20 protein-coding genes are annotated in these 23,289 nt (G+C 64.7%); 17 read left to right on the top strand and 3 right to left on the bottom strand.

Annotation, left to right across the window (positions count from 1 at the left end):
* Positions 1–41 precede the first annotated feature (41 nt).
* Positions 42–1,421 carry an amidohydrolase family protein gene (locus QA642_RS29965; RefSeq protein WP_283087006.1) on the top strand — a complete coding sequence of 460 codons (1,380 nt, stop codon included), beginning with the start codon at positions 42–44 and terminating at the stop codon, positions 1,419–1,421.
* Between the two features lie 143 nt (positions 1,422–1,564).
* Positions 1,565–2,473, top strand: a complete 909-nt coding sequence (locus tag QA642_RS29960) for an amino acid ABC transporter substrate-binding protein (RefSeq protein ID WP_283080061.1) — start codon at positions 1,565–1,567, stop codon at positions 2,471–2,473.
* Between the two features lie 65 nt (positions 2,474–2,538).
* On the opposite strand, the gene QA642_RS29955 is transcribed toward QA642_RS29960, so the two are convergent.
* Complete coding sequence (locus QA642_RS29955; protein WP_283080060.1) at positions 2,539–3,765, bottom strand: MFS transporter; 1,227 nt, start codon at positions 3,763–3,765, stop codon at positions 2,539–2,541.
* Between the two features lie 90 nt (positions 3,766–3,855).
* Between QA642_RS29955 and QA642_RS29950 the strand changes: the two genes are divergently transcribed.
* From QA642_RS29950 to QA642_RS29935, 4 genes are read left to right on the top strand one after another with little or no spacing between them, the layout of a single operon-like run.
* Complete coding sequence (locus tag QA642_RS29950; RefSeq protein WP_283080059.1) at positions 3,856–4,329, top strand: MarR family transcriptional regulator; 474 nt, start codon at positions 3,856–3,858, stop codon at positions 4,327–4,329.
* Positions 4,330–4,331: 2 nt separating this feature from the next.
* On the top strand, positions 4,332–6,383 hold the full coding sequence (locus tag QA642_RS29945) for an FUSC family protein (RefSeq protein WP_283080058.1): 2,052 nt from the start codon (positions 4,332–4,334) through the stop codon (positions 6,381–6,383).
* Positions 6,380–6,586, top strand: coding sequence for a DUF1656 domain-containing protein (locus tag QA642_RS29940; RefSeq protein WP_283080057.1), 207 nt, complete (start codon positions 6,380–6,382; stop codon positions 6,584–6,586). The genes QA642_RS29945 and QA642_RS29940 overlap by 4 nt, the downstream gene beginning before the upstream one ends.
* Entirely contained in the window at positions 6,583–7,449 is an 867-nt protein-coding gene (locus tag QA642_RS29935; protein ID WP_283080056.1) for an HlyD family secretion protein, read from the top strand. The genes QA642_RS29940 and QA642_RS29935 overlap by 4 nt, the downstream gene beginning before the upstream one ends.
* 659 nt (positions 7,450–8,108) lie before the next feature.
* On the opposite strand, the gene QA642_RS29930 is transcribed toward QA642_RS29935, so the two are convergent.
* Positions 8,109–9,320, bottom strand: coding sequence for an acyl-CoA dehydrogenase family protein (locus QA642_RS29930; protein WP_283080055.1), 1,212 nt, complete (start codon positions 9,318–9,320; stop codon positions 8,109–8,111).
* Positions 9,321–9,375: 55 nt separating this feature from the next.
* On the bottom strand, positions 9,376–11,001 hold the full coding sequence (locus QA642_RS29925) for a long-chain fatty acid--CoA ligase (protein WP_283080054.1): 1,626 nt from the start codon (positions 10,999–11,001) through the stop codon (positions 9,376–9,378).
* A 179-nt stretch (positions 11,002–11,180) separates the two neighbouring features.
* Here QA642_RS29925 and QA642_RS29920 point away from each other — a divergent pair, with 179 nt between their 5' ends.
* The 11 genes from QA642_RS29920 to QA642_RS29870 all read left to right on the top strand — a co-directional run bounded on the left by QA642_RS29920 (position 11,181) and on the right by QA642_RS29870 (position 23,094).
* Complete coding sequence (locus tag QA642_RS29920; RefSeq protein ID WP_283080053.1) at positions 11,181–13,013, top strand: NAD(P)/FAD-dependent oxidoreductase; 1,833 nt, start codon at positions 11,181–11,183, stop codon at positions 13,011–13,013.
* Positions 13,010–13,822, top strand: a complete 813-nt coding sequence (locus QA642_RS29915) for a shikimate dehydrogenase (RefSeq protein WP_283080052.1) — start codon at positions 13,010–13,012, stop codon at positions 13,820–13,822. The genes QA642_RS29920 and QA642_RS29915 overlap by 4 nt, the downstream gene beginning before the upstream one ends.
* Before the next feature lie 119 nt (positions 13,823–13,941).
* A complete protein-coding gene (locus tag QA642_RS29910) occupies positions 13,942–14,754 on the top strand; it encodes a lytic murein transglycosylase (protein ID WP_283080051.1) in 813 nt (270 codons plus the stop codon).
* A gap of 201 nt (positions 14,755–14,955) precedes the next feature.
* A complete protein-coding gene (locus QA642_RS29905; RefSeq protein ID WP_007592399.1) occupies positions 14,956–15,177 on the top strand; it encodes a hypothetical protein in 222 nt (73 codons plus the stop codon).
* 12 nt (positions 15,178–15,189) lie between these two features.
* Complete coding sequence (locus tag QA642_RS29900) at positions 15,190–15,612, top strand: hypothetical protein (protein WP_283080050.1); 423 nt, start codon at positions 15,190–15,192, stop codon at positions 15,610–15,612.
* A gap of 458 nt (positions 15,613–16,070) precedes the next feature.
* On the top strand, positions 16,071–16,517 hold the full coding sequence (locus QA642_RS29895) for a MaoC family dehydratase (protein WP_283080049.1): 447 nt from the start codon (positions 16,071–16,073) through the stop codon (positions 16,515–16,517).
* A gap of 94 nt (positions 16,518–16,611) precedes the next feature.
* On the top strand, positions 16,612–17,124 hold the full coding sequence (locus QA642_RS29890) for a hypothetical protein (RefSeq protein ID WP_283080048.1): 513 nt from the start codon (positions 16,612–16,614) through the stop codon (positions 17,122–17,124).
* Between the two features lie 414 nt (positions 17,125–17,538).
* Positions 17,539–18,690: a LuxR family transcriptional regulator gene (locus QA642_RS29885; protein WP_283080047.1), complete on the top strand. Its 1,152-nt coding sequence runs from the start codon at positions 17,539–17,541 to the stop codon at positions 18,688–18,690.
* Between the two features lie 222 nt (positions 18,691–18,912).
* Positions 18,913–19,887, top strand: a complete 975-nt coding sequence (locus tag QA642_RS29880) for an AraC family transcriptional regulator (RefSeq protein ID WP_283080046.1) — start codon at positions 18,913–18,915, stop codon at positions 19,885–19,887.
* Between the two features lie 157 nt (positions 19,888–20,044).
* Complete coding sequence (locus QA642_RS29875; protein WP_283080045.1) at positions 20,045–20,293, top strand: hypothetical protein; 249 nt, start codon at positions 20,045–20,047, stop codon at positions 20,291–20,293.
* A gap of 206 nt (positions 20,294–20,499) precedes the next feature.
* Positions 20,500–23,094 (top strand): autotransporter domain-containing protein, encoded by a 2,595-nt coding sequence (locus tag QA642_RS29870; RefSeq protein ID WP_283080044.1) that lies wholly within the window; start codon positions 20,500–20,502, stop codon positions 23,092–23,094.
* Positions 23,095–23,289 lie beyond the last annotated feature (195 nt).

The following is a 23,289-nucleotide window of genomic DNA, read 5'->3' as shown; positions in this document are numbered from 1 at the left end:
AACCAGCCTGTTTCGTGGCCCCGACCAAGCTATCAGCGACAATGTCGTGCTGCGGCACGACGGCGGCGTCATCACCGGCATCTCGGAAGGAGCGGGGCCTGCCAGCGGCCCACGATCCTTCGTCATTCCGGCCTTCGTCAACGCGCACGACCACGCTCGTGCCACCGCGTCGTCCTTCGGTGCGGTCGGCATGCCCCCTCGAAAGCTGGATATTGCGGACGGTACTCGGCACGCCGGTCGATCCGTATCTGACCGCGGCGTCCGCGCTGGCGCGTTCGGCCAAGGCCGGCTGCGCCGCCATGATGGTGCATTATACGAGACCGAGCGGGACGATGCCTTTGCTCGATGAAGCCAGGGCAGTTGCGAGAGCGGCATCGGACGTCGGCATCCGCATGGCCTTTGCGATCGCAGTGCGCGACCAGAATCCGATCGTGTACGGTGATGCCGGGCCGGTGCTCTCGTCTCTTCCCGGCGACGACCGCAAGACCATCGAAGACCTCTTCGTCCGCGCGCCGATGTCGCCGAAGGCCTATATCGAGTTGACCGACGCCATTGCCGCTGCCATCGCGGGACCGATGGTGGACGTGCAGCTCGGTCCCGCCGGCGTGCAATGGTGCTCGAAGCCGCTGCTGGAGGCGGTGGCGGAGAATTCGGCACTGACCGGCCGCCGCATTCACATGCATCTCTTGGAGACCGTGCATCAGCGCGCCTGGGCCGACCAGAATTTTCCGGACATGGTGCGGTGGCTGCGTGACATCGGCTTCCTCTCCGACCGGCTGACGCTGGCGCACTGCATCCACGCCCGCCCGGACGAGATCGAGATGATCGCGGCGTCAGGTGCGCGCATCGTCACCAATTTCAGCTCGAACATGCATCTGCGCTCGGGGCTCGCTCCGATCGCCGCCGCACGCAGATGCGGCTGCGCCATCGCCGTTGGTGTCGACGGGCTGGCGCTGGACGAGGACGACGACATCCTGCGCGAGATGCGGCTTGTGCAGCTGGTCCATGGCGGCGTCGGCTTCAAGCCGGCCTGGACGCCGGCCGAGATGTTTGCGCTCGCCATCCGCAATGGTCGCCGCGCCACCGGCGCGCCCGGAAGCGGCGAGCTCGTCGCCGGTCACCCCGCCGACTATGTCGTGATCGATCTCGACCGGCTCGATCGCGACCGGATCATGCCCGTCGATCCCATGGCGCTGCTGTTTGCACGCGGCAATGCATCGCTGGTCAACGAGGTCGTCGTGGGCGGCCAGACGATCGTGAGGGATGGCGTCTGCACGGGTGTAGACTTGCCCGCGATCGAGCAGGAGTTGCGGGTGATGTACCGCGCCAATGTCGGCCGCTACACGAATTTCCAGCGGATGTGGCCGCCGCTGTCGGAGCGCCTGTCCGGCTGGTTCGAGCAGCAGCTCACCTGCGACTAGGGCAGGGCGCTCCGCGCGGCCGGGCCGATACAAAAGCGCGATAGCTGATAAGCGGAACCTCGTCTGGTGATCGGTCCGGCTCTGGGTTATCACACGCGCGGCTGCGCGCCGACGCGGCCGATGACCCCCTTGAGGAGCCCCCGATGCGTCTTCCCACCCTTGTCCTCGCCCTGACATGCCTTGCAGGCGCAGCCTCAGCCGAGGACCTCACCGGCACGCTCCAGAAGATCAAGGAGACCAAGAAGATCGCGCTGGGCTATCAGGAGGCCTCGGTCCCGTTCAGCTATCTCGACGGCAACCAGAAGCCGGTCGGCTTCGCCATGGATATCTGCCTCAAGATCGTCGACGCGGTGAAGAAGCAGCTCGCCATGCCCGACATCGCCGTCGACTATGTCGCCGTGACGTCCTCGAACCGCATTCCGCTGATGGTCAACGGCACGCTCGACCTGCACTGCTCGGCGACCACCAACAACGCCGACCGCCAGAAGCAGGTCGCCTTCACCAACACGCACTTCCTCAGCGCGACGCGGTTCGCGGCCAAGAAGGCCGCCAAGATCAACACCATCGATGATCTCAAGGGCAAGGCGGTCACGGCGGTGGCGGGCTCGGTCAACCTGAACCAACTCGCCAAGGTCAACACCGAGCGCAATCTCGGCATCAAGATCATGCCGGCTGTGGATCAGGCCGAGGCGTTCCTGCTGCTGGAAACCGACCGTGCCCAGGCTTATGCGCTCGACGACGTCCAGCTCGCGGTCGCCATTGCGCGCTCGAAGGAGCCGGGGCAATTCATGATCAGCGAGGAGACGTTTGCGAAGGCCGAGCCCTTCGGGATCATGCTGCGGAGGGAGGATGCACCGTTCAAGGCGCTCGCCGATGGCGCCACGGCGGAGCTCTACGCCAGCCCGGAGATCGAAGCGCTCTATAAGCGCTGGCTGGAATCGCCGACGCCGCCGAACGGCATCAACTACAACGTCCCGATGTCGCCGGCCCTGCGCAATGCCTTCAAGAACCCGAGCTCGAGCGCCGATCCGGACGTCTACGTGGTGAAGTGAGGCGAGGGCTGCTTTCACCTCTCCCGAAGGGAGAGGTGAGCATCGCGCGCTTAGCTTGATCTATCCTATCGCGTCCGCGGCGTATCGAGCAGCTGACCAGCCAGCGCTGCGCCAATCGCCGCGATCGCGGCCATGACAAGCGCCCACGCCACGAACAGCCGGTGACCGATCAGCGCGCCGCTGACCAGCGGGGCGCTGATGTTCGCGCCTGACATCAGCGACTGATTGAGGCCCATGATCATGCCCTGGCGGTTGATCGCGGTCGAGCGCGACAGCTCCGCTGTCAGCGTGCTCCGCGCGAACATCGTGCCGACGATGATCAGCGTCAGGTTGACCGCGAGCAGGCCGACATTGTTCTCGGCCCCAAGGCCTGCAAAGCCAAGCCCCATGCAGGCGAACGCCGCCATGACGATCGAGCGATCGGAGGCGATGATGTTGGCGCGGGTGATCAAGAGGCCCTGGACCACCATGTTGATGAAGCCGGCATAGGCAAAGATCCATCCAAGTTCGCGCGCGCCGAAGGCATGTCCCTCCCAGGAGAACCGCGCCGACAGGAACAGGCCGATCTGCGACAGGAACATCGAGTTGACGAAGAAGAACACGATGAGGAGGCCGAGCAGGCGCGAGGCGTAGCGCATGCCGAGCAGGCTGCGGGTCAGCGTGGGCTCGGGCACGCGGTGCTGGTAGAGTGGTTCGACGGCGGGATGGTCAGGCGGGAGCAGGGCGATGGTCGCAAAGATGCTGATCAGCGAGAGCGCAGCCGCGGCCCACACGGGCGCGGTCTGGCCGTAGTGCACGAGGAAGCTCGACAGCGCCGGGCCGAGGAGCAGCCCGGTGCCGATCGCACCGCTGGTCATGCCGAGCGCCTGTTTGCGCGTCGCCGGCGCGCTGTGCTCGGCGGCATAGGCGTGGGCGACCGAGATGTTGCCTGATGTCAGGCCGTCGATGATGCGGGCCAGGAACACCAGCGTCAGATTGCCGGCGAGCGCGAGCAGGACGAATCCGATCAGTGTCCCGATCTGGCTCACCACGAGCACCTTCCGCCGGCCGTAACGGTCCGAGAGTATCCCGACCGCGGGCCCTGCAATGAGCTGGCACACCGCATAGACCGAGATCAGCGCGCCGAGCACGAAGGGCGTTGCGCCGAGCCGCTGCGAATAGAACGGCAGCAATGGCAGGATGATGCCCATGCCGGTGGCGTCCACGGCCACGACGATGAAGGTCGGGACCAGCGTCAGCGCGCTGTGACCGGCCATCGTCTCGGCTGCATGTGCCGGGGAACCCGGTCCCATGGCATCTGTCCTCGTTCGCTTCTGCGTGATCGCCGCCGCGATGGGGAGTATATAGTTGCAAACTAATAGTTCGCGTCCTATCTAATTTGCATGGCACCCTCGCAAGGCTTCATCTATGCCGAGATCGGCCGGCTGATCACGCGCTTGGGGCGGATGTGGCGGCGCGAGTCGGATTCTGCGCTGTCCGAGCACGGCTTGTCCTATGCGACCGCTATCCCGCTGCTGTTGCTGTCGCGCCAGGGCGAGAACGTCCGCCAGGGTGTTCTCGCGGACGAACTCGGCATCGAAGGGCCGTCGCTGGTGCGCCTGATCGATCTGCTTCAGGCCGAGGGCCTGGTCGAACGCCGGGAGGACCCGACCGACCGCCGTGCCAAAACGCTCCACCTCACGAAAGCGGGCGCGGCCAAGGTCGAGGAGACCAACCGGGTGCTGCGCCGGGTGCGCGCGAGCTTGCTGAGGGATATCGAGCCCGAGGAACTTGCGATAACCTTCGAGACTCTTCAGCGCATCGAACAGCGGGCCAGCCGTCTGCAGGACGTTAAGACAGGCCCAGAGGCGAAGTAGCCATGCGCGCCGATGAGCCGTTCCTGGTCCGCCACGCGGACCTGATTTTTGCTTTGAAGACGTTCGCCGCGTCGATGCTGGCGCTCGTCATCGCGCTGGCCATGGACCTGCCGCGGCCCTATTGGGCGATGGCAACCGTCTACATCACCTCGCAGCCGCTCGCGGGCGCGACCAGCTCGAAGGCCTTCTTCCGCGTGATCGGCACGCTGGTCGGCGCGACCATGACGGTGGCGCTGGTGCCGCACCTGATCGACGCGCCGGAACTGCTGAGCCTTGCGATCGCGCTCTGGGTGGGACTCTGCCTCTATTTGTCTCTGCTCGACGGCACGCCGCGCAGCTACGTCTTCATGCTGGCCGGATATACGGTCGCCTTGATCGGCTTTCCCTCGGTCTCCGAGCCCGGTGCCATCTTCGACATCGCCGTGGCGCGGGTCGAGGAGATTTCGCTCGGCATCATCTGCGCCAGCCTCGTCTCCACCATCGTCTTCCCGCGCAGCGTCGCGCCGGCCGTCGCCCATCGGGTCGACACCTGGCTGTCGGACGCGCAGCGCCTGAGCGAGGCGGTGCTGCTGCGGCAGGGAACGAGCGAAACGCGCCGCGGCCGGCGCCTCAAGCTCGCGACCGACATCGTCGAGATCGATACGCTCTCCACGCATCTCGCCTATGACCGGCTGACCGATCGCAATGCCGTGACCGGCCTTGGTGAAATCCGGCTGCGCATGCTGATGCTGCTGCCCGTGATCGCCTCGCTGGAGGATCGGCTCGCGGCGCTGGGCGAGGAGGCGTTGCGCCGGCAGCCCGAGCTGAAGCGCCTGCTGGAGGATCTCGCGCAATGGATCACGAGCGACGTCGGCGCGCGCCAGCCGGCGGAACGCATCCGCGCCATGATCGCGGAGCGGCAGGCGGTGCTCGATGGCAGCGCCTCCTGGGAGCGGATCATCACCACCAGCCTGTTGTTGCGGCTGCGCGAGCTGGTCGACCTCTCGCGCGACTGCCGCGCGCTGACCGAGGCGATTGCCGATGGCCGCAATGTCTCGACGCTCGATCTCGCCTTCCATTCGGAGGCGGGCGCAGCGCCCGTGCGCCACAGGGACCGCGGCCTCGCGCTGTGGTCGGCGGCAGGTGCTGCGACGGCGATCCTGATCTGCTGCGCGTTCTGGATCGGCACCGGCTGGCCGGACGGCGCATCGGCGCCGATGATGGCGGCGGTGGCCTGCTCGTTCTTTGCCGCGCAGGATGAGCCGGCGCGCTTCATTCGCAGTTTTGGCATGTGGTCGCTGGTCGCCATCGTCGTTGTCGCCGTCTATCTGTTTGCGATCGTGCCGGCGATCTCCCATCTCGAGGTCCTGATCGTCGCGCTGGCGCCGACGTTCCTGCTCTATGGCTTCCTGATCGGCCGTCCCGCCACCGCGGGGGCCGGCATGGCGCTCGCGGCCAACACCGCGACCCTGCTTGCGATCCAGTCGACCTACAGCGCCGATTTCGCCTCCTACGCCAACTCGGCCGTCGCCTTTTTCATTGGCGTCGTCATCGCAGAGATCGTGACGCGGATTGCGCGCGGGGTCGGCGCGGAGTGGATCGCCAACCGCCTGGTGTTGTCGAGCTGGAAGACGATCGCGGTTGCCGCCGAGCGCCGCGGCAAGCGCGACCGTGCCGAGTTCGCCGGCCTGATGCTGCACCGCCTTGGATTGCTGGTGCAGCGCATTGCCTTCCTCTCCGAAAGCGATCGCCGCGACACCGACAGCCTGGTCCAGCTCCGCATCGGGCTGAACATCATCGACCTTCGCCGCGCGCGCTATGGCCTCGCGATATCGACCATCTCCGTCATCGACGACATGCTCGACCAGCTTGCCGCCGCCTGCCGCAGCTATGCCGGCGAGGGGATGCCGCTCGAGCTTCTGGCGAGCGTCGATCGGGCGCTCGCACACGCGGTGAAAGATCCCAATGAGAAAGCGCGCGAAGACGCCTTGATCGGCCTCGTCGGTATCCGCCGCGGCCTGTTTCCGGACGCGCCGGCCTATCGGCCGCGCGCAGGCGAGAGTGTTGCGGCATGAGGTATGTGATCGACATCTACGGCGTGCTGGTGCCGGCGTTGCTGCTGTGGATCATCATCGCCTATGCGCTGAGCGCGGTGCAGCGCCGGTTCATGCAACGCTTCGACCTCTACCGGCTGGTCTGGCACCGCGCGCTGTTCGATTTCGCGATTTTCGTCTGCCTTCTCGGCGGCGTCGTCTATCTCTCGGAGTATCTCTCATGAAAGGAAATCTTGCCGGGCTTGGTCGCCTCGCGCTGACGATCATCGTCGTTGTCGCCGCGCTCGCCGTCGGCCGCGAACTCTGGGTCTATTACATGGAGTCGCCCTGGACCCGCGACGGCCGCGTGCGCGCCGACGTGGTGCAGGTTGCCCCTGATGTCTCAGGCTTCGTGACCGAGGTGCTGGTCAAGGACAACCAGAAGGTCCGTCGCGGCGACGTGCTGTTCCGGATCGACCGCGAGCGCTTCGCATTGGCGCTGCGGCAGGCCGATGCGTCGGTCGCTGGTCATCAGGCGACGCTCGACCAGGCCAATGCCGATCTGAAGCGCTACAGCACGTTGACGACCGATGCCGTCTCGCAGCAGAAGCAGGAGCAGGTGCTGGCGACCCAGCTCCAGGCCAAGGCGGCGTTCGATCAGGCCGTCGCCGATCGTGCCGTCGCCCAGCTCAACCTCGACCGCAGCGAGGTCCGCGCCTCCGTCAACGGCGTGATCACCAACATGGATCTGCGCCCCGGCGCTTACGTCACGGCCGGGAAGGGCGTGATGGCCCTGGTCGATACCGATACGCTGCATGTCGAGGGTTATTTCGAGGAGACAAAGCTCGCGCGCATCCGCGTCGGCGACAAGGTCCAGGTCCGCCTGATGGGCGAGAAGGCCACGCTGACCGGCCACGTCGAGAGCATCGCCGCCGGCATCGAGGACCGCGACCGCGCCGAGGGCGCAAATCTGCTTGCGAACGTGAACCCCACCTTCAGCTGGGTGCGCCTCGCCCAGCGCGTGCCGGTGCGCATCGCGCTGGACCCGGTGCCTGAAGCCCTGTCACTGGTGGCCGGCCGCTCGGCGACGGTGGAGGTATTGGACTAACGGCGCGAGCAGATGATCGCGCTTGGCCCTGGGGAAAACCGGCAACAAGCATTTCAATGCCAAATCGTAAGGCTAATCCTGACTCGCGTGTTGAGTCGGGGGACTGCATGGGCGTTTGGTTTTTAATCCTAGCGGCCTGCGTCGTCGGCACGTTGCTCCTTTTGGCGTTCTGCCGATAGCGCCGATAGCAGATGCAATTGTTGCGGCGAAGCATCAGCGAGCAGCAGAATAACGGTTCCAGACCGATGGTTTTTGACTGTGCACGGATGAACGCGTTCACTTCCGGGATCGGAGGCGGACGTGAGCTGGTTGTTTGTGTTTCTCATTGCCGCAAGCGCAGTCGTTCTGATCGCCCATGCGATTGACGCGATGCGCTCTTGATACGGCCTGCGACTCGGGTTCGTCGGTAGCTTGGTAAGCGCCAACAATGTTCCGAGGCGGGCGAGCGTCAATTTGAGGAACCTGGCCTTACGGGCCCAAGTTGTCACAGTAGGAGGAATACAATCATGCTTGCGTTCTATCTGCCGATCATCATTTTCGGAGCGATGCTCGAAGCGATTTCGAATCAGAATGTATTTTCGTCCATCCAGGAGCCGCCAAGAGTCGACTAGACGACGATCCTCTAGCGCACTCTCTGGTACCGACTTGCCAACGCCGGCTTACGCGTTCGAATATTTCTTCAGTTCGAACCGTGCGATCTGGTTGCGGTGCACCTCGTCCGGCCCATCCGCAAGCCGCAGCAGACGCGCCGTCGCGTAAGCCTGCGTCAGGCCGAAATCGTTCGACGTGCCGCCGCCGCCATGGGCCTGGATCGCCCAGTCGATGATCTGACAGGCCATGTTGGGCACCGCGACCTTGATCATCGCGATCTCGCTTTTCGCGACCTTGTTGCCGACGGTGTCCATGGCGTAGGCGGCGTTGAGCGTCAGCAGCCGGGCCTGCTCGATCATGATGCGGGCTTCGGCGATACGCTCCTGCGTCACGGTCTGCTCGGAGACCGGCTTGCCGAAGGCGATACGGCTGCGCACGCGGCGGCACATCTTCTCCAGCGTGCGCTCGGCAAGGCCGATCAGCCGCATGCAGTGGTGGATGCGGCCCGGGCCGAGGCGGCCCTGCGCGATCTCAAAACCGCGGCCTTCGCCGAGCAGCATGTTTTCCTTGGGCACGCGCACATTGGTGAAGACGACCTCGGAGGCCCGATCGGGCACGCCGTAGAAGCCGAACACGGGCAGGGGACGCTTGACCTCGATGCCGGGCGTGTCCATCGGCACCAGGATCATCGATTGCTGCTTGTGGCGGTCCGGATTGTCGGGATCGGTCTTGCCCATGAAGATGCAGATCTTGCAGCGCGGGTCGGTCGCGTTCGTGGTGTACCATTTGCGGCCGTTGATGACGTAATGGTCGCCGTCGCGCACGATCGAGCTCTCGATGTTGGTCGCATCGGACGAGGCGACCGCCGGCTCGGTCATGGCGAAGCAGGAGCGGATCTCGCCTGATAGCAGCGCCTTCAACCAGCGCTCCTTGTCCTTCTCGCTGCCGTAGCGCTCCAGAACCTCCATGTTGCCGGTGTCGGGCGCGGAGCAGTTGAACACTTCGGGCGCGAGATGCGAGCGGCCCATGACTTCGCAGAGCGGGGCATATTCGAGATTGGTGAGGCCGGCGCCGTGGCGCGACTCCGGCAGGAACAGATTCCACAGCCCTTCGGCGCGTGCGAGCGGCTTCAGCTCCTCGACGACGGGATAGACCTTCCACGGCCCGAGCTCTTCCGCCTCGCGATAGAACCGCTCCTCGTTCGGATAGATGTGCCGGTCCATGAAGCTCTCGAGCTTGCGCTTGAGCTCGACGACTTTGGGCGACATCGGGTAGAGCATTTTAGGTCTCCTTGATCGATGAACGGCGCAGCGTGCGGCGCAATGGCACGTCGCGTCAGGCGACGCGATACTCTTTGAACTTCTCGCGCAGCGCCGACTTCAGCACCTTGCCGGTGCCCGTCATCGGGAATTCGTCAAGGAATTCGACGGCGTCGGGCAGCCACCAGCTCGCGATTTTCGGGCGCATGTGATCGAGCAGCGCCTTGCCGTCGACGGTGGCGCCTTTCTTGCGGACGACGAGGAGCAGGGGACGCTCCTGCCATTTCTCGTGCGCGATGGCGACGACGGCCGCTTGCAGCACGTCGGGGTGCGACAGCGCGATGTCCTCGAGCTGGATCGAGGAGATCCACTCGCCTCCGGACTTGATGACGTCCTTGGAGCGGTCGGTCAGCGTGACGTGACCCTGGCTGTCGATCACGGCCATGTCGCCGGTGATCAGCCAGCCGTCGCGGTCGAGGCCTTCGTCGAGCTTCATGTAGCCGGAGGCGACCCAGGGGCCGCGGGCGCGAAGATGTCCGACGGTCTTGCCGTCGCGCGGCAACTCATTGCCGGCATCGTCGACGATGCGCAAATGCGTGCCGAAGCAGGCGCGGCCCGAGACCTGACGGCGGTCGAACTTCTCCTTGTCGCCGAGATGCTCCGAGCCCGGCCGCAAGCCCGGCATCGAGCAGCCCAGCGCCTCGGTCATGCCCCAGGCCTGGATGTAGTCGACGTTGTAGTCGCGCTTGAGCTTCTCGACCATCGCGCGCGGCGGTGCCGAGCCGGACGACAGCGTCGCGCGCAAGGTGGAGAACTTGTTGCCGGTGCGCCCAAGCCAGTCGAGCAGGATCAGCCAGAAGCTCGGCACGCCCGCCGACAGTGTCACCTTCTCGCCCTCGAGCAATTCATAGAGCTTGTCGGGCTCGTAATTGCGGCCGGGCAGCACCAACTTCGATCCGGTATAGGGCGCAGTGAACGGCATGTTCCAGCCGTTGCCATGGAACAGCGGCGCCATCGGCATCATGACCTCGCGCACGCCTTCGACATGGCCCGGCAAAAAGTCGAAATTGCAGCAGGTCATGGTCTGCAGGATTGCGGCGCGGTGCGAATAGATCACGCCCTTGGGATTGCCGGTCGTGCCCGAAGTGTAGCAGATGGTGGAGGCGGATTTTTCGTCGAACTCCGGCCAGGTGAAGCCGGCATCGCTCTCCTTGTCCAGCAGGTCCTCGTAGCAATGCACGTTGGCGAGCTTCGTCTCCGGCATGCGCTCGCGCGAGGACATCACGACAAAGGCCTCGATCGTCTTCAGCTGCGGCGCGATCGCCTCGACGATCGGCAGCGTGGCGCGGTCGATGAACAGCAGCCGGTCTTCGGCGTGGTTGATGATGTAGACCAGCTGCTCGGGAAACAGGCGCGGGTTGACGGTGTGCAGCACATAGCCCACGCCCGGCGCGGCATAGAACATCTCGAAATGCCGATGGGTATTCCAGGCCAGCGTGCCGACGCGGTCGCCACGCTGCATGCCGAGCCGTTTGAGCGCCAGCGCCATGCGCTTGATGCGCGGATGGGCGTCTGCATAAGTGTAGCGATGGATGTCGCCCTCGATCTCGCGCGCGACGATCTCCGCTTCGCCGTGATAGTCGGCGGCGTACTGGATCAGGCCGCTGATCAGCAGCGGCATGTCCATCATCAATCCCTGCATCGTTTCCCTCCGGAGCGCCATGTCGTTGCACGGCATAGGCTTGTGATTGGCGCTGCAAAGTTAGCGGAACGTCACGCGGCGTTCACGCAAAAAACCGCTGATGTGATTGCATGCGTCACTTTTTCAGGGCTAACCTGCTGTGAGTGCCTGCGAAGCAGCGCCCGCCGTGGAGGAAATGAATGTCAGCGGAAAGACACAAGACCGGTACAGCCGGCGAGTCTACGGTCGACATTTCCGCACTTCGTGCCCGCTATCGCGACGAGCGCGACCGCCGTCTGCGCAGCGAGGGCAAGGCGCAATATGTCGAGGTGACCGGCGAGTTCGGCCGTTACCTCGACGATCCCTGGGCCGATCCCGGCTTTGCGCGCGCGCCTGTCAGCGAACAAACCGAAGTTCTGATCGTCGGCGGCGGCTTCGGCGGTCTCTTGTGCGGCGCGCGCTTGCGCTCGGCCGGCATCGACGATTTTCGCATCGTGGAAAAGGCCGCCGATTTCGGCGGTACCTGGTACTGGAATCGCTACCCTGGAGCTGCCTGCGACACGGAGAGCTACATCTATCTGCCGCTGCTGGAGGAGACCGGCTACATGCCGGTCCGCAAATATGCGCGGGCGCCCGAGATCTACGAGCACTCCCGCCGCATCGGCCGTCACTTCTCGCTCTACGAGCGCGCATTGTTTCAAACCGTGATCTCGCGGATGGAATGGCAGGAGCAGGAGGCGCGCTGGCTGGTCGAGACCGATCGCGGCGACCGCATCCGCGCGCGCTTCGTCATCCTCGCCGGCGGCCCGCTGAGCCGCCCCAAGCTGCCGGGCATTCCCGGCATCGAAAGCTTTGGGGGCCACAGCTTCCACACCAGCCGGTGGGACTATGGATATACCGGCGGCACCGCCGAGGGAGACCTGACCGGTCTTGCCGACAAGCGCGTCGGCATCATCGGCACCGGCGCCACCGCCGTGCAATGCGTGCCGCATCTCGGCCGCGCGGCAAAGGAGCTCTACGTCTTCCAGCGCACGCCATCGGCGATCGGCGTGCGCGACGACCGGCCGACGGATCAGGGCTGGGCGGAGAGCCTCAAGCCCGGCTGGCAGCGTGAGCGCATGGACAATTTCACCGCGGTGATCTCAGGCGAGCCGGTCGAGCGGGATCTGGTGCAGGACGGCTGGACCGGCCTGCTCGGCGAGATCCTGCTGGCGCCGCGCCGCCAGCCGCAGCCGGTGACCTCGATGGAGGAGGCGCTGAAGGTCATCGAGCAGGCCGACTATCGCAAGATGGAGGAGATCCGCGCCCGCGTCGATGCGATCGTGAAGGACGAGGCGGCCGCGGCGGCGCTAAAGCCCTGGTACAAGGCGTTCTGCAAGCGGCCGTGCTTTCATGACGAATATCTCGACACTTTTAATCGTCTCAATGTGCATCTCGTCGACACCAAAGGGCGGGGCGTCGAGCGCATCACCGAGAACGCCGTCGTGGCTGGCGGCAAGGCCTATGAGCTCGATTGCCTGATCTATGCCAGCGGTTTTGAGGTCGGCACCGATTACGCCCGCCGCATGGGTTTTGAAGTTTACGGCCGCGACGGCACCAGCCTGTCAGAGCGCTGGCAGGGCGGCGTCAAGACGCTGCACGGCTTCTACAGCCGCGGCTTCCCGAACTGTTTCCTGATCGTCACGGTGCAGGCCGGCCAGAGCGCCAATTTCCCGCACATCATCGACGAGCAGTCGCAGCATATCGCCTATGTCATCGCCGAAGCGCGCAAGCGCAAGGCGCGCACGCTGGAGCCGACGCTGGCGGCCGAGAACGCCTGGGTCGAGGAGGTCGTCAAGGCCGCGCTCGGCCGCCAGACTTATCTCGCCGAATGCACGCCCGGCTATTACAACAACGAGGGCGTGTTCGATCCGATCGCGGCGCGAAACAGCCAATATTGGCGCGGGCCGGTGGCCTTCCTGCGGCTGCTCGACAAGTGGCGCAAGGAGGGCAATCTGGACGGGCTGGAATTGACATCCGAGGTTGCGGCTTGAGCAAAACGATCCCGGCCCCGACAGGCGCCACGCGGCTCTACGTCATCGTCGGCGATCCCATCGCGCAGGTGCGCTCGCCCGAAGGCGTGAGCGCCGCCTTCGCCGCACGCGGCCACGACGGCATCCTGATGCCCATTCAGGTCACCCCGAGCGATCTGCCCGACTTCCTCTCGGTCGCAGCGCGGCTGAAGAATCTCGATGGCATCGTCGTGACCATCCCGCACAAATTCGCCTGCTACCAGGCCTGCGCCAGCGCGACCGAGCGCGCGCATTTCCTGCGCACCGTGAACCTGATGCGCGGCCGCGCCGACGGTGCGTGGCATGGCGACATGGTGGACGGCCTCGGCTTCGTCGGTGCGGCGCGGGCGAAGGGGATCAACCCTGCGGGCATGCGGGCGCTGCTCGTCGGCGCCGGCGGCGCGGGATCGGCGGTCGCGCTTGCGCTGGTCGAGGCCGGCGTGCGCGAGCTTGCCATTCACGACAGCGCGGCGGACCGCCGCGACACGCTGATCGGCCGGCTCAATGCCCTCGGCAAGGCGCCGGTGCGGGTCGGCAGCACCGATCCGGCGGGCTTCGATTTTGTCGCCAATGCGACACCGGCGGGGATGAACGACGGCGATCCGCTGCCGGTCGATGTCGCGCGGCTCGCGCCGACGTCCTATTGCGGCTGCGTCATCACCAAGCCCGAGGTCTCGCCCTTCATCGCAGCGGCCCGCCGGATCGGCTGCGTGACCGGGACCGGCACGGACATGTACCAGCAGCACCAGGGCATCATGGTGGATTTCCTGCTGGGAACGGACGAGGCGTGACCGCTGGTGTCAAGGGCTTTGCCTGGATTGATTGTAGCCATCGGGACTTGAGCGATTGCAACTGACGTAGGATCATGCGCTTGCGCGAGCCGGTCGCGCAGCAGCAAGAGGAACGCGCAATGATCAAGGGCAGGACAGTCGCGACGGCGGTGATTGGCGCGACCGCGCTGCTGCTCTCTCTGCCTGTGGCCGAGGCCGCGCAATGCGGTAGCTCTGCCGCGGGCTTCGAGGCCTGGAAGCGCGAGTTCAGCGCCGAGGCCCAAGGCAAGGGCATCGGCCAGACCGCGATCTCGGCGCTGATGCAGGCCAATTACGCCAGCGCCACCATCGCGGCCGACCGCGGCCAACGCAGCTTCTCGCTGTCGCTCGACCAGTTCCTCGCCAAGCGCGGCGCCACCACCATCGTCGCCAGGGGGCGGCAGCTCAAGCAATCGCAGGCCGCCTTGTTCGCCTCGATCCAGCAGCGCTATGGCGTCCCGCCGGGGCCCTTGATCGCGATCTGGGGCATGGAGACCGGCTTCGGCAGCCAGCGCGGTAACCAGAACATGCTGTCGTCGATCGCGACCCTGGCCTATGACTGCCGCCGTCCCGAATTCTTCACCGATCAGCTCTATGCCGCGCTGAAGTTGATCGACCGCGGCACGCTGTCGGGGGCAACCCGCGGCTCCATGCATGGTGAGGTCGGCCAGACCCAGTTCATGCCCAAGAACATCCTGGCCTATGGCACCGGCAATCTCGACGTTGCCGCCAACGCGCTGAACTCGACGGCGAATTTCCTCCGGGCCCATGGCTGGCGGGCGGGAGCCGGTTACCAGCCGGGCGAGCCGAATTTCGCCGCCATCGAGGCCTGGAATGCGGCGGGCGTCTATCAGAAGGCGATCGCGCTGATGGGCCGGCAGATCGACGAGGGCGGGGCGGCCGCCTCCCGCTGACCAGAGCCGTCGTTTCGAACGGGGCTCTAGATTCTTGTTTTGACGCGTTTTCTTGACGCGAACCGGCGTCAAGCTTCGCGCTAAGACGCTCTTGCTCAGCAAGGCGTGATGTGTCGGCGCGAGAAAGTTGTTGCCATCAGGAACTGACGGCACGACGTTTGCTTTGATCAGGTTCGGGGCTGGGCATGAGGAGACTCAACGATGGCAACCCAGATCGTGATGGACCAGACTGGCGATACGCGCCACGAGTTTGATCCTGGCAATGCCGAAGCGCTGGCGCGAGCCGAACGGCGCTTTCGGGAGCTGACCGGAGCCGGCTTCACCGCCGCCCTCCGCACCGGGCCGGGCGAAGTCACCCGGATCCGATCGTTCGACCCGACCGCGCAGGAAACGCTGTTCTATCCCCGCCTGGTCGGCGGTTGATCTGAGCTGCTCATGTTCGCGGCAGTTTGGCTTCGCGCGCCGGCGCGTGCGCGTTTGCATGCGCTGCGCGAGCTCTATCGGCGCTTCTTCGGCGAGAACACGCCGGATGCGCGCGGCCGCCGGCTGCTGGCCGAATGGCTGTCGCCGGAGCAGCGCGCGCAGTTCGAGGAGCACCGGTATTTCGATGTGATCGGCGGCGATACCGGCAAGACCTATCGCATCCATTATGGCACCGCCGCCAATGTCCATGAGATCGACGGCGACGGGCACGCGACGATGGGATGGTGCTTCGTCCCGTCAGGCTTCCTGGTGCCGGGCGACGTGATGCTGGCACAGAAGATCGCGCTTGAAACGGACGAGAGGGGCGCGCTGGCGCTCGCCAACCGGTTTCCGCCGGCGACCCATTCGGAGCACTTCTACCGGCGGCCGTTCTAAAGCGCGATGAGATCAGGTTAGATCGTCATCGCGCTTGAGGTTGTTGTCTAGGCGACGTCGGCTCCAGCGCCGCGAGGGCGCGGCGGTCAGTCATGCGTGGTGCGATAGGCATCCACCGCATGTGCCGTAAAGACGCCGATGCTGCAAAGGGCGAGGAGGGCGGAAATCAGCTCGATCATAGCTCGTCCTCCCGCAGCGGCTGGGCGACGAGGTGCTGGCAGCAGGCGTAATCGTAGATCAGGTCGAGGATGAACTGCATGGTGGCCGTCCCTGTATTTATTTTGACAAGCACTTAACCGGCCATCTGTTTCAGGGGTGTTTCGTCGTTTTGGGAAACGGGTTTCGCGGGGAACCTCGGGGCTGGCTTGTGCGGCGCGGAGCCGCTATTTCCCGTTTCTGGTCAATCCCTTCAATCGCGCGCCTCCAGCGGGCGGGCCATCATATTGCGAGGCAAAATCATGGCGCAGGTCGAGTGGTTCGACGATCTCACCATCGGAATGCGGTTCAAATCGCCGGAAGTTCAGGTCACCGAGGCCGACATCAAGCGTTTTGCGGCGGAGTTCGATCCGCAGCCGATGCACCTCGACCACGAGGCCGCCAAGGCCACCCTGTTCAAGGGCCTCGCTGCATCAGGGTGGCACACCGCCGCGATCGCCATGAACCTCGCGGTTCAGATCCGCCCTTTCGGCCCGCATCCGCTGATCGGCGCAGGGGTCGACGGCCTGCGCTGGACCATGCCGGTGCGGCCCAACGACCGCCTGCATCTGGTCGGCGAGGTCATGAGCCTGACGCCGTCGAAGTCGAAGCCGCAGGGCATCGCACTGGTGAAATGGACGATGTTCAACCAGGACGGCGAGGAGGTTTACACCTTCACCCCGATCGCGATCGTGCCGCGGCGGGCGTAAGGGCCGCCCCCAACGCCGTTGGGCCTCGTCAGACCCTTGCGGGCCGCCGGGAGAGATGGTCATCTCCCTGCGGGGAACACGCTGGGAGGCTGACATGAAACGATTACTTTTCACGGCCGGAATGCTCGCAGGGGTTCTGAGCGCAGCCGCCTTGAACACAAGCCCGGCGCTCGCACAACAATCCAAGGTCGGCGACTGGACCATCGAGAAGCGCACGCAGGACACGCATTGCAATGCGAGCCGCGGCTACAAGGACAAGGACGACGAGAACCGCGACTACGTCATCGTCATCACCTATTCCGACAAGGCCATCGTGATGGTGATGATCTACGACGGCTGGGAATGGGACAAGGTCGGCGAGATCCTGCGGGCCGATGTCGGCACCGATGATGCCGACATCATGAAGAAGGCGAAGTGGGAGGTCATGGACAAGACCACCGTGCGCGGCATCTTCGAATACGACCAGTCGATCATGGACCGGCTCTCGAAGGCCAAGCGCCTCACGCTCGATTTCGAGGACGATGACGACGACAGCATCGAGATGCAGATCCCACGCGCCGGCGAAGCGCTCGCCGCGCTGAAATTCTGTGAGGAGAACCGGAAGTAGATTGCGTCAGGCACCGCTCTCTAGGGGGGCAAAGCGCGAGCGTGCCCACCAATTTTTGCATTCGGCACGAGATCGTGGGCACGGCGCCACGCGCCTTTGCCCACCCTAAGAGAGCCGATGGTGACGCAAATTGCGTCGAGGCCTGATCGCATACAAAGCCTGCGCGCAGCGTGCGCGTGACTCATCGCACACAGCCCGATCGCTGTTCGCATTAATCCTAGTCTTTGGCGAAAACGTCCAAGCCGCATCCTGCGGTTGACGTTACGCAAGGACGATGTTCGATATTCCAGCATTTCGCTGCAATCCTTTTTCCTCGTCGAGGGCGGCGCTTGACCGTCCCGTTCGCTCCTCCGGTTCCCGAATTGCGAGCCCCCTTCGTCACCGGGGCTGTGCACTGATCGCATCGTCCGGCAGATGACCGTCGTCCATGCGAGCCGGTTCTCGTCGCTGGTCGGCGACATCTACGATGCGGCAATTGATCCTGCGCTGCGAAGCGCTGTGCTGGAGCAGGTTGCTGAATTCGTCGGCGGGTTCGCGGCGACGATCCTGTCGCGCGATGTGGCCGGGCTCTCGATCGAGATCCATCAGCATTTCGGCACGGAGTCTCGATTCCGTGAGCTCTATCGTGACCGCTACGTGGAACTCGACCCGCTGCTCGATCGCCATCCCGGTCTCGCTGTCGGGCAGACCGCCGGCGTGACCGACGTCATGCCTCATTCGGATTTCGTGGCGACCAGCTTCTACCGGGAATGGCTCGAGCCCCAGGATGCGATCGATCTCGCGGCAGTCACGCTCGACACGTCGGGCACGCGCACCACGATCTTGCAGGTGCTGCGCCATCGATCCCGCGGACCCGTCGACGACACCATGCGCGAGCGCATGCGGCTGCTTGCGCCGCACCTCCACCGTTCCAGGCTCATGGGCCGGCAGATCGGGGCTCGCTTGCATACCGTGGACGACCTCGCCGATGTCCTCGACGGCCTTGGCACCGCCATCTGCCTGCTTGACGCCGACGCGCGTGTCGTCCACGCCAACGCCGCGTGCCGGCAGCTGGTCGCCGATGGCAATCTGCTGGCGATTGTCGGCGACCGGATCGTCGCGCGTAACACCCAGACCGACAAAATATTCCGCGGTCTGTTCGACGTCGCAACCAATGGCGGACCTGAAGCGAGCGGACGTCGCCAGATCGAGCTCGTGACCTCGGCCGATGGCCAGCATCACCTGATCCATGCCTTTCCGCTGAAGCGCGAGCGCAACCAGCCGCGCGATATCGCGGCCACCGTGCTCTTCGTGCAAAAGGCCTCGATGGTGCCTTTGCTCGCAACCGAGGCGATCGCGGCGGCCTTCAGGCTGACGCCGTCCGAATTGCGCGTGTTGATGGCCATCATCGAGATCGGAGGCGTGCCCGACATCGCGGCCAAGCTCGGCATCGCCGAGACGACGGTGAAGACGCATCTCGGCCGCCTGTTCGAGAAGACCGGCGCCGGCAGGCAGGCCGATCTCGTGAAGATCGCCGCCGGCTTTGCCGTGCCGTTCGGTCGGCGCACCAACGGCGGTGACGTGTGAGCCATTTCACATCATTGGTCCCGACGTGGCGCAATCTCAATCCATTGTGATGAGCAAAGCCCGCGGGTCCTCCGATTGCAGGACGCGTATCATCTAAGCCTTTCGTATATCGCGCTCGTGAATGAAGGGCAGCGAGTGCCGAAGACGTGCCGCGACGGCATGGAACGCGGGTGAGGAAATGACGGCATGCGGCCGGGCCTGCCGGTCGTTGGAGAGATTGCAGTGAGCAGCAAGACTGATTTTTCGGTTCTCAATGTTTCAACAATCGAAATTCCTGAAGGCGAGCGAATCCCGCTGCTTCGCGATTTCTACTGCCGCGGGGTGTTGAAGGCGGAGGTCGAGGCAAGGAACGGCAAGCCGGCCGCGGCGAGCTTCACCTCGCACATCTTGTCGGAAGCCCAGTTGCTGATGGGCGGATTGTGCGGAGCCCGGGTCATTCGCACCAGGCAGCTGGTTGCCGATGGCGACGACAGCCTCGCCCTGATCGTGAACAGGTCGGGCGTTCTCGGGATATCCGAGCGAGGACACGATCTGGCGCTTCACGCCGGACAAGCCGTCCTGACCAGCGCGGAGGACGTCACGACGTTCGAGCGGTTGTCGCTCGGGAGCTGCTTTTCGTTGCGTGTGCCGCGACGCGTGCTGGCACCGATGATCGTGGACGTCGATGACGCCGTGATGCGCGTCATGCCGGAAAGCTCCACCGGACTTCGTTTGCTGGTCGATTACGCGGTGACCTTGGTCCGGGAGAAGGCGTTCGACACGCCCGCGCTACGGCAGCTCGCGGTCGGGCATTTGCACGATCTTCTCGCGCTCGTCCTCGGCGCGACCGGTGAGACGCGGGAGCTCGCCGGACGGCGCGGCGTCAAGGCGGCCAGGCTCCAGAAGGCGAAGGTCTCGATCGCCAACAATTGCTGGCGGCAGGAGCTATCAGTGACGGCGGTGGCCCAGGAACTCGGCGTGACGCCGCGTTATCTCCAGCGCCTGTTCGAGGCCGACGGCAAGACGTTCTCCTCTTTCCTGACCGAGCAGCGTGTCAAGCGTGCCCATCGCATGCTGCGCGAGCCCGAATACGCCGAGCGCACGGTGAGCTCGATCGCCTACGATGTCGGCTTCGGCGATCTCTCTTATTTCAACCGCTGCTTCCGGCGGACCTATGGCGCGACGCCGAGTGACGTCAGGAGCGGCGAAGTGTCGTGACCGAATTCGACTGAATTTCATCCACCTGCCGATTTCAACCTGGAGAAAGGGATTCGAGATGATCCTTGACCGCGACGTCATGGCCATTGCGCAAACCCTCTGCGGGCCGACTGGGTCATGACCTGGCAGCGCTCGCGCGACCCGCTGGAGTAAGTCGATGCGCCGTTTCTTCTTCGACCTTCTGGTCGGCAATATCGTGAAGATCGACCCGGGCGGCATGGTGTTCGAATGCGCCGAGGCGACCTTCGTGGTGGCCGACGAGATGGCAAGCCATCTCTTCGTCTGGCGCGATGATTTGCGCGACCGCGACGCCTGGATCCGCGTCAGAGACAATGGCGGCCGCGAGATCTATCGCGCCGCGGTCTGGGCCGAGAGTGCGGAGAAAGCGGGATGGGACCAGGCGTGAGCACGCGGGCGACGGTGTAGCAACGCTGCACCAGTGCTGCGCGAAACGCCTTCAGTTCGTCCTGGCCCGAAACCCGGTCGTCACCATCCAAGTCGAAACCGGCGTCCCTTTCTACGTTGGCGTTCAGCGAATCCAAATTCGCAAGAGCAGCCTCACCCGATCGGAGGAGGTCGCTGGCAACGTGCCTGTGAGCTGAGGGACTAAAAATGATTGAGACGGGTGGGGACGGTGTTGCGCGATGGCGTTTGGCGCGGCGATCGCTGCTGCTTTTGCTGCCGGCTGCGCCGGTGTTCATCAGCGAGCCCGCGAGAGCGGCCTGTACGCCGACCGCTCCGGTCAGCAATGCGACGGTGGTGTGCGCAACTGACACCGACACCCAGCAGGGCGGCGGCACGGGCTATGGCGCGCGCGGCGACGACAACAATACCTATGACGTCCGATCGGGGGTGACCGTCCACGGAAGGTTCTTTGGCCTTCAGACTGGCGAGGGCGCTGTCATTGTCAACGCCGGGAAGATCGAGGGAACGTTCTCGGCTGGTATTACAGGTGGCGATATGACCATCTCGAACCTCAGCGGAGCCACGATCATCGGCTTTCACGCAATCACCGCTTCAACCCTCAACCTCACCAACGCAGGCACCATCGCGAGCGAGGCGGGCGGACGCGGCAGCGGCGTCGATGCGTTTGTCGCCAATGTGAGGAATTCCGGCACGATTTCCGGCGTCGGGCCCGACACGGTCGGCATCAACGGCGACACGGTGAACCTGATCTCGAACATCGGAACGATCTCCGGGGATGCGGCCGGGGTCACCGGCATTACCCTGAACCTGACCAACGACAGCTCCGGCGTCATCACCCAGATCGCGGCAACCGGAGGCGCCATCCAGGCCTCCGGTCTGGCGACGGTGGTGAACGCAGGCAATATCGCCGGTCACGCGTTCGGCGTATCCGGCCAGAACGTCAACCTGTCGAATCTCGCCTCTGGGACCATCACCGGCGACGGCAGCAATGGCAATGCCATCGTCGCGAATATCGCAGACGCGACCGTTCGCAACAGCGGATCGATTGCCGGGACAGAGTTCGCCATCCACGCAGCCAAGACGGCAAACGTGATCAACAGCGGCACCATCTCCGGCGGATCGTCGGCCGTATTTGCCGAAACCGTCAACGTGACGAACACGGGACAGATCTCGGCGAATGGTTTCGGCTTGTCCGGTAGCAGGGTCAATCTCGACAATGCCGGAACCCTCACGGGAGGTGACCGCGGTATCAATGCGATCGTCGGCAACGTCAACAATTCCGGCACGATTACCGGGAGGGAGACGGCGGTCAACGCCAACATCGCCAACGTGACCAACACCGGTTTGCTTCAGGCCTCGGCCACCAACGGCATCGGGATCCTGACGACCCAGGCGACTGTCAACAATTCCGGCACCATCATCGGCAGGATTGGCATTCAGTCGAGCGATGGATCGAACATCACGAACTCTGGCACGATCACCGGTACCGCCGGGAAGGCGATTCAGCTTTCCAACAGGGCTGACACGCTGACGCTGCTGCCGGGCTCGAAGATCAACGGCGTGGTCGATTTCGGCTTTGGCGCCGATGTGATCAACATCAATCTGTCGCCGATCAGCAGCAGAGTGTCGTCGCTAACGACGATCAGTCTGCCGACCTTCATCAATTTCGAAGGCACCATCTATACCGTCACGTCGGCAGGCGCCTTCAACGGTCCATCAGTCGTGTCCGGCACCACGCTGGCAACGCTCGATCCCACCGCGCTGGCGCAGACCGACCGCACGCTGATGGATTTCACCGGCGGCGTGTCCTCGCTGGTGCAAGGGCGCCTGAACGGTGGCACGGGGCCGGCCGGCAGCAACATGATGGCGATGGCTTATGCGCCCGAGACGGCGCAGGCCAGTCCCTTCACCAAGGCGCCGCGCAGCCTCTGGACCGATTCGGCGCCGATCACGGTCTGGGCCAACTCCTTCGGTGGCCAGCGCATCCAGGACGAGACGGTCTCGACCTTGCGCGCGACCTCGACGGCGTGGGGTGGTGCGATCGGCATCGACCGCAGGGTGCAACCGAACTGGCTGGTCGGCGGCTTCCTCGGCGGCGGGCAGGGCGGCCTCTCGGTCGATCTCAACTCGCAGTCGGTCGATACCAACTACGTCTTCGGTGGTGTCTACAGCCGGTTCGAATGGGCTGCGCAGTTCTTCGACTTCATCATCCAGGGCGGCAATGCCGACAACAAATCACGCCGCCTGGTGCTGAACAATGCCACAGTGGGCGGCATGGAGACGACCACTGCAAACTACAGCGGTTGGTACGTCAGCCCTGAAGTTGCCTACGGCTATAAGCTCGAGATCGGCAACGGCTATCTGCTAACGCCGACGGCGCGGCTGCGCTACGTCGCCGGCCGATTCGATGGCTATAGCGAGACCGGCTCGGCGCAAGGGCTCTCGGTCGGCAGTCGCACGCTCCAGGATTTCGAGGAGCGCGGCGAGGTCGATCTGTCGCGCGTGACGGGCTTTGCCGGCGGCGAGCTCAAAGCCAATGTCCATGGCGGCGTGATCGCGCTCCAGCGCGTCGGCGACACCAACATCAACACGGTGCTGCTCGGGCAAAACCTCTCTTTCGTCACGCCCGGCAGCCGCTCTACGGTCGGCGCAGTCGCGGGCTTCGGCTTCGACTACCGCATCACGCGCAACGTCTCCGTGCTCGGCGCCGTCGAGGGCATGATGATGTCCGACCAGAGCCGCACCGGCACGGCGAAGGGTGGCGTTCGCGTCGCGTTCTGAGCCGGCATCAGCCCTGGCGGTCTGAACGCGGCGCCCTGCCGGCCGGGCTCCATCCGCCCGGCCGGCGCCTCCTACGATCGGTGGATGCCGCATGTTGTGGTTGTGCTATGCTTGGGGATATTGATCACCCGGGCCATTTCAGCCCATGAACGCGTGCCGCGATCGGCCGGTCTCGTCAGGCTCGCCGCGGGAGTC

It is taken from the genome of Bradyrhizobium sp. CB2312, assembly GCF_029714425.1.
In the GTDB taxonomy this organism is placed as follows: domain Bacteria; phylum Pseudomonadota; class Alphaproteobacteria; order Rhizobiales; family Xanthobacteraceae; genus Bradyrhizobium.
The sequence above is the reverse complement of the archived record's forward strand: the minus strand, read 5'-3'. Positions and strand labels throughout refer to the sequence as shown.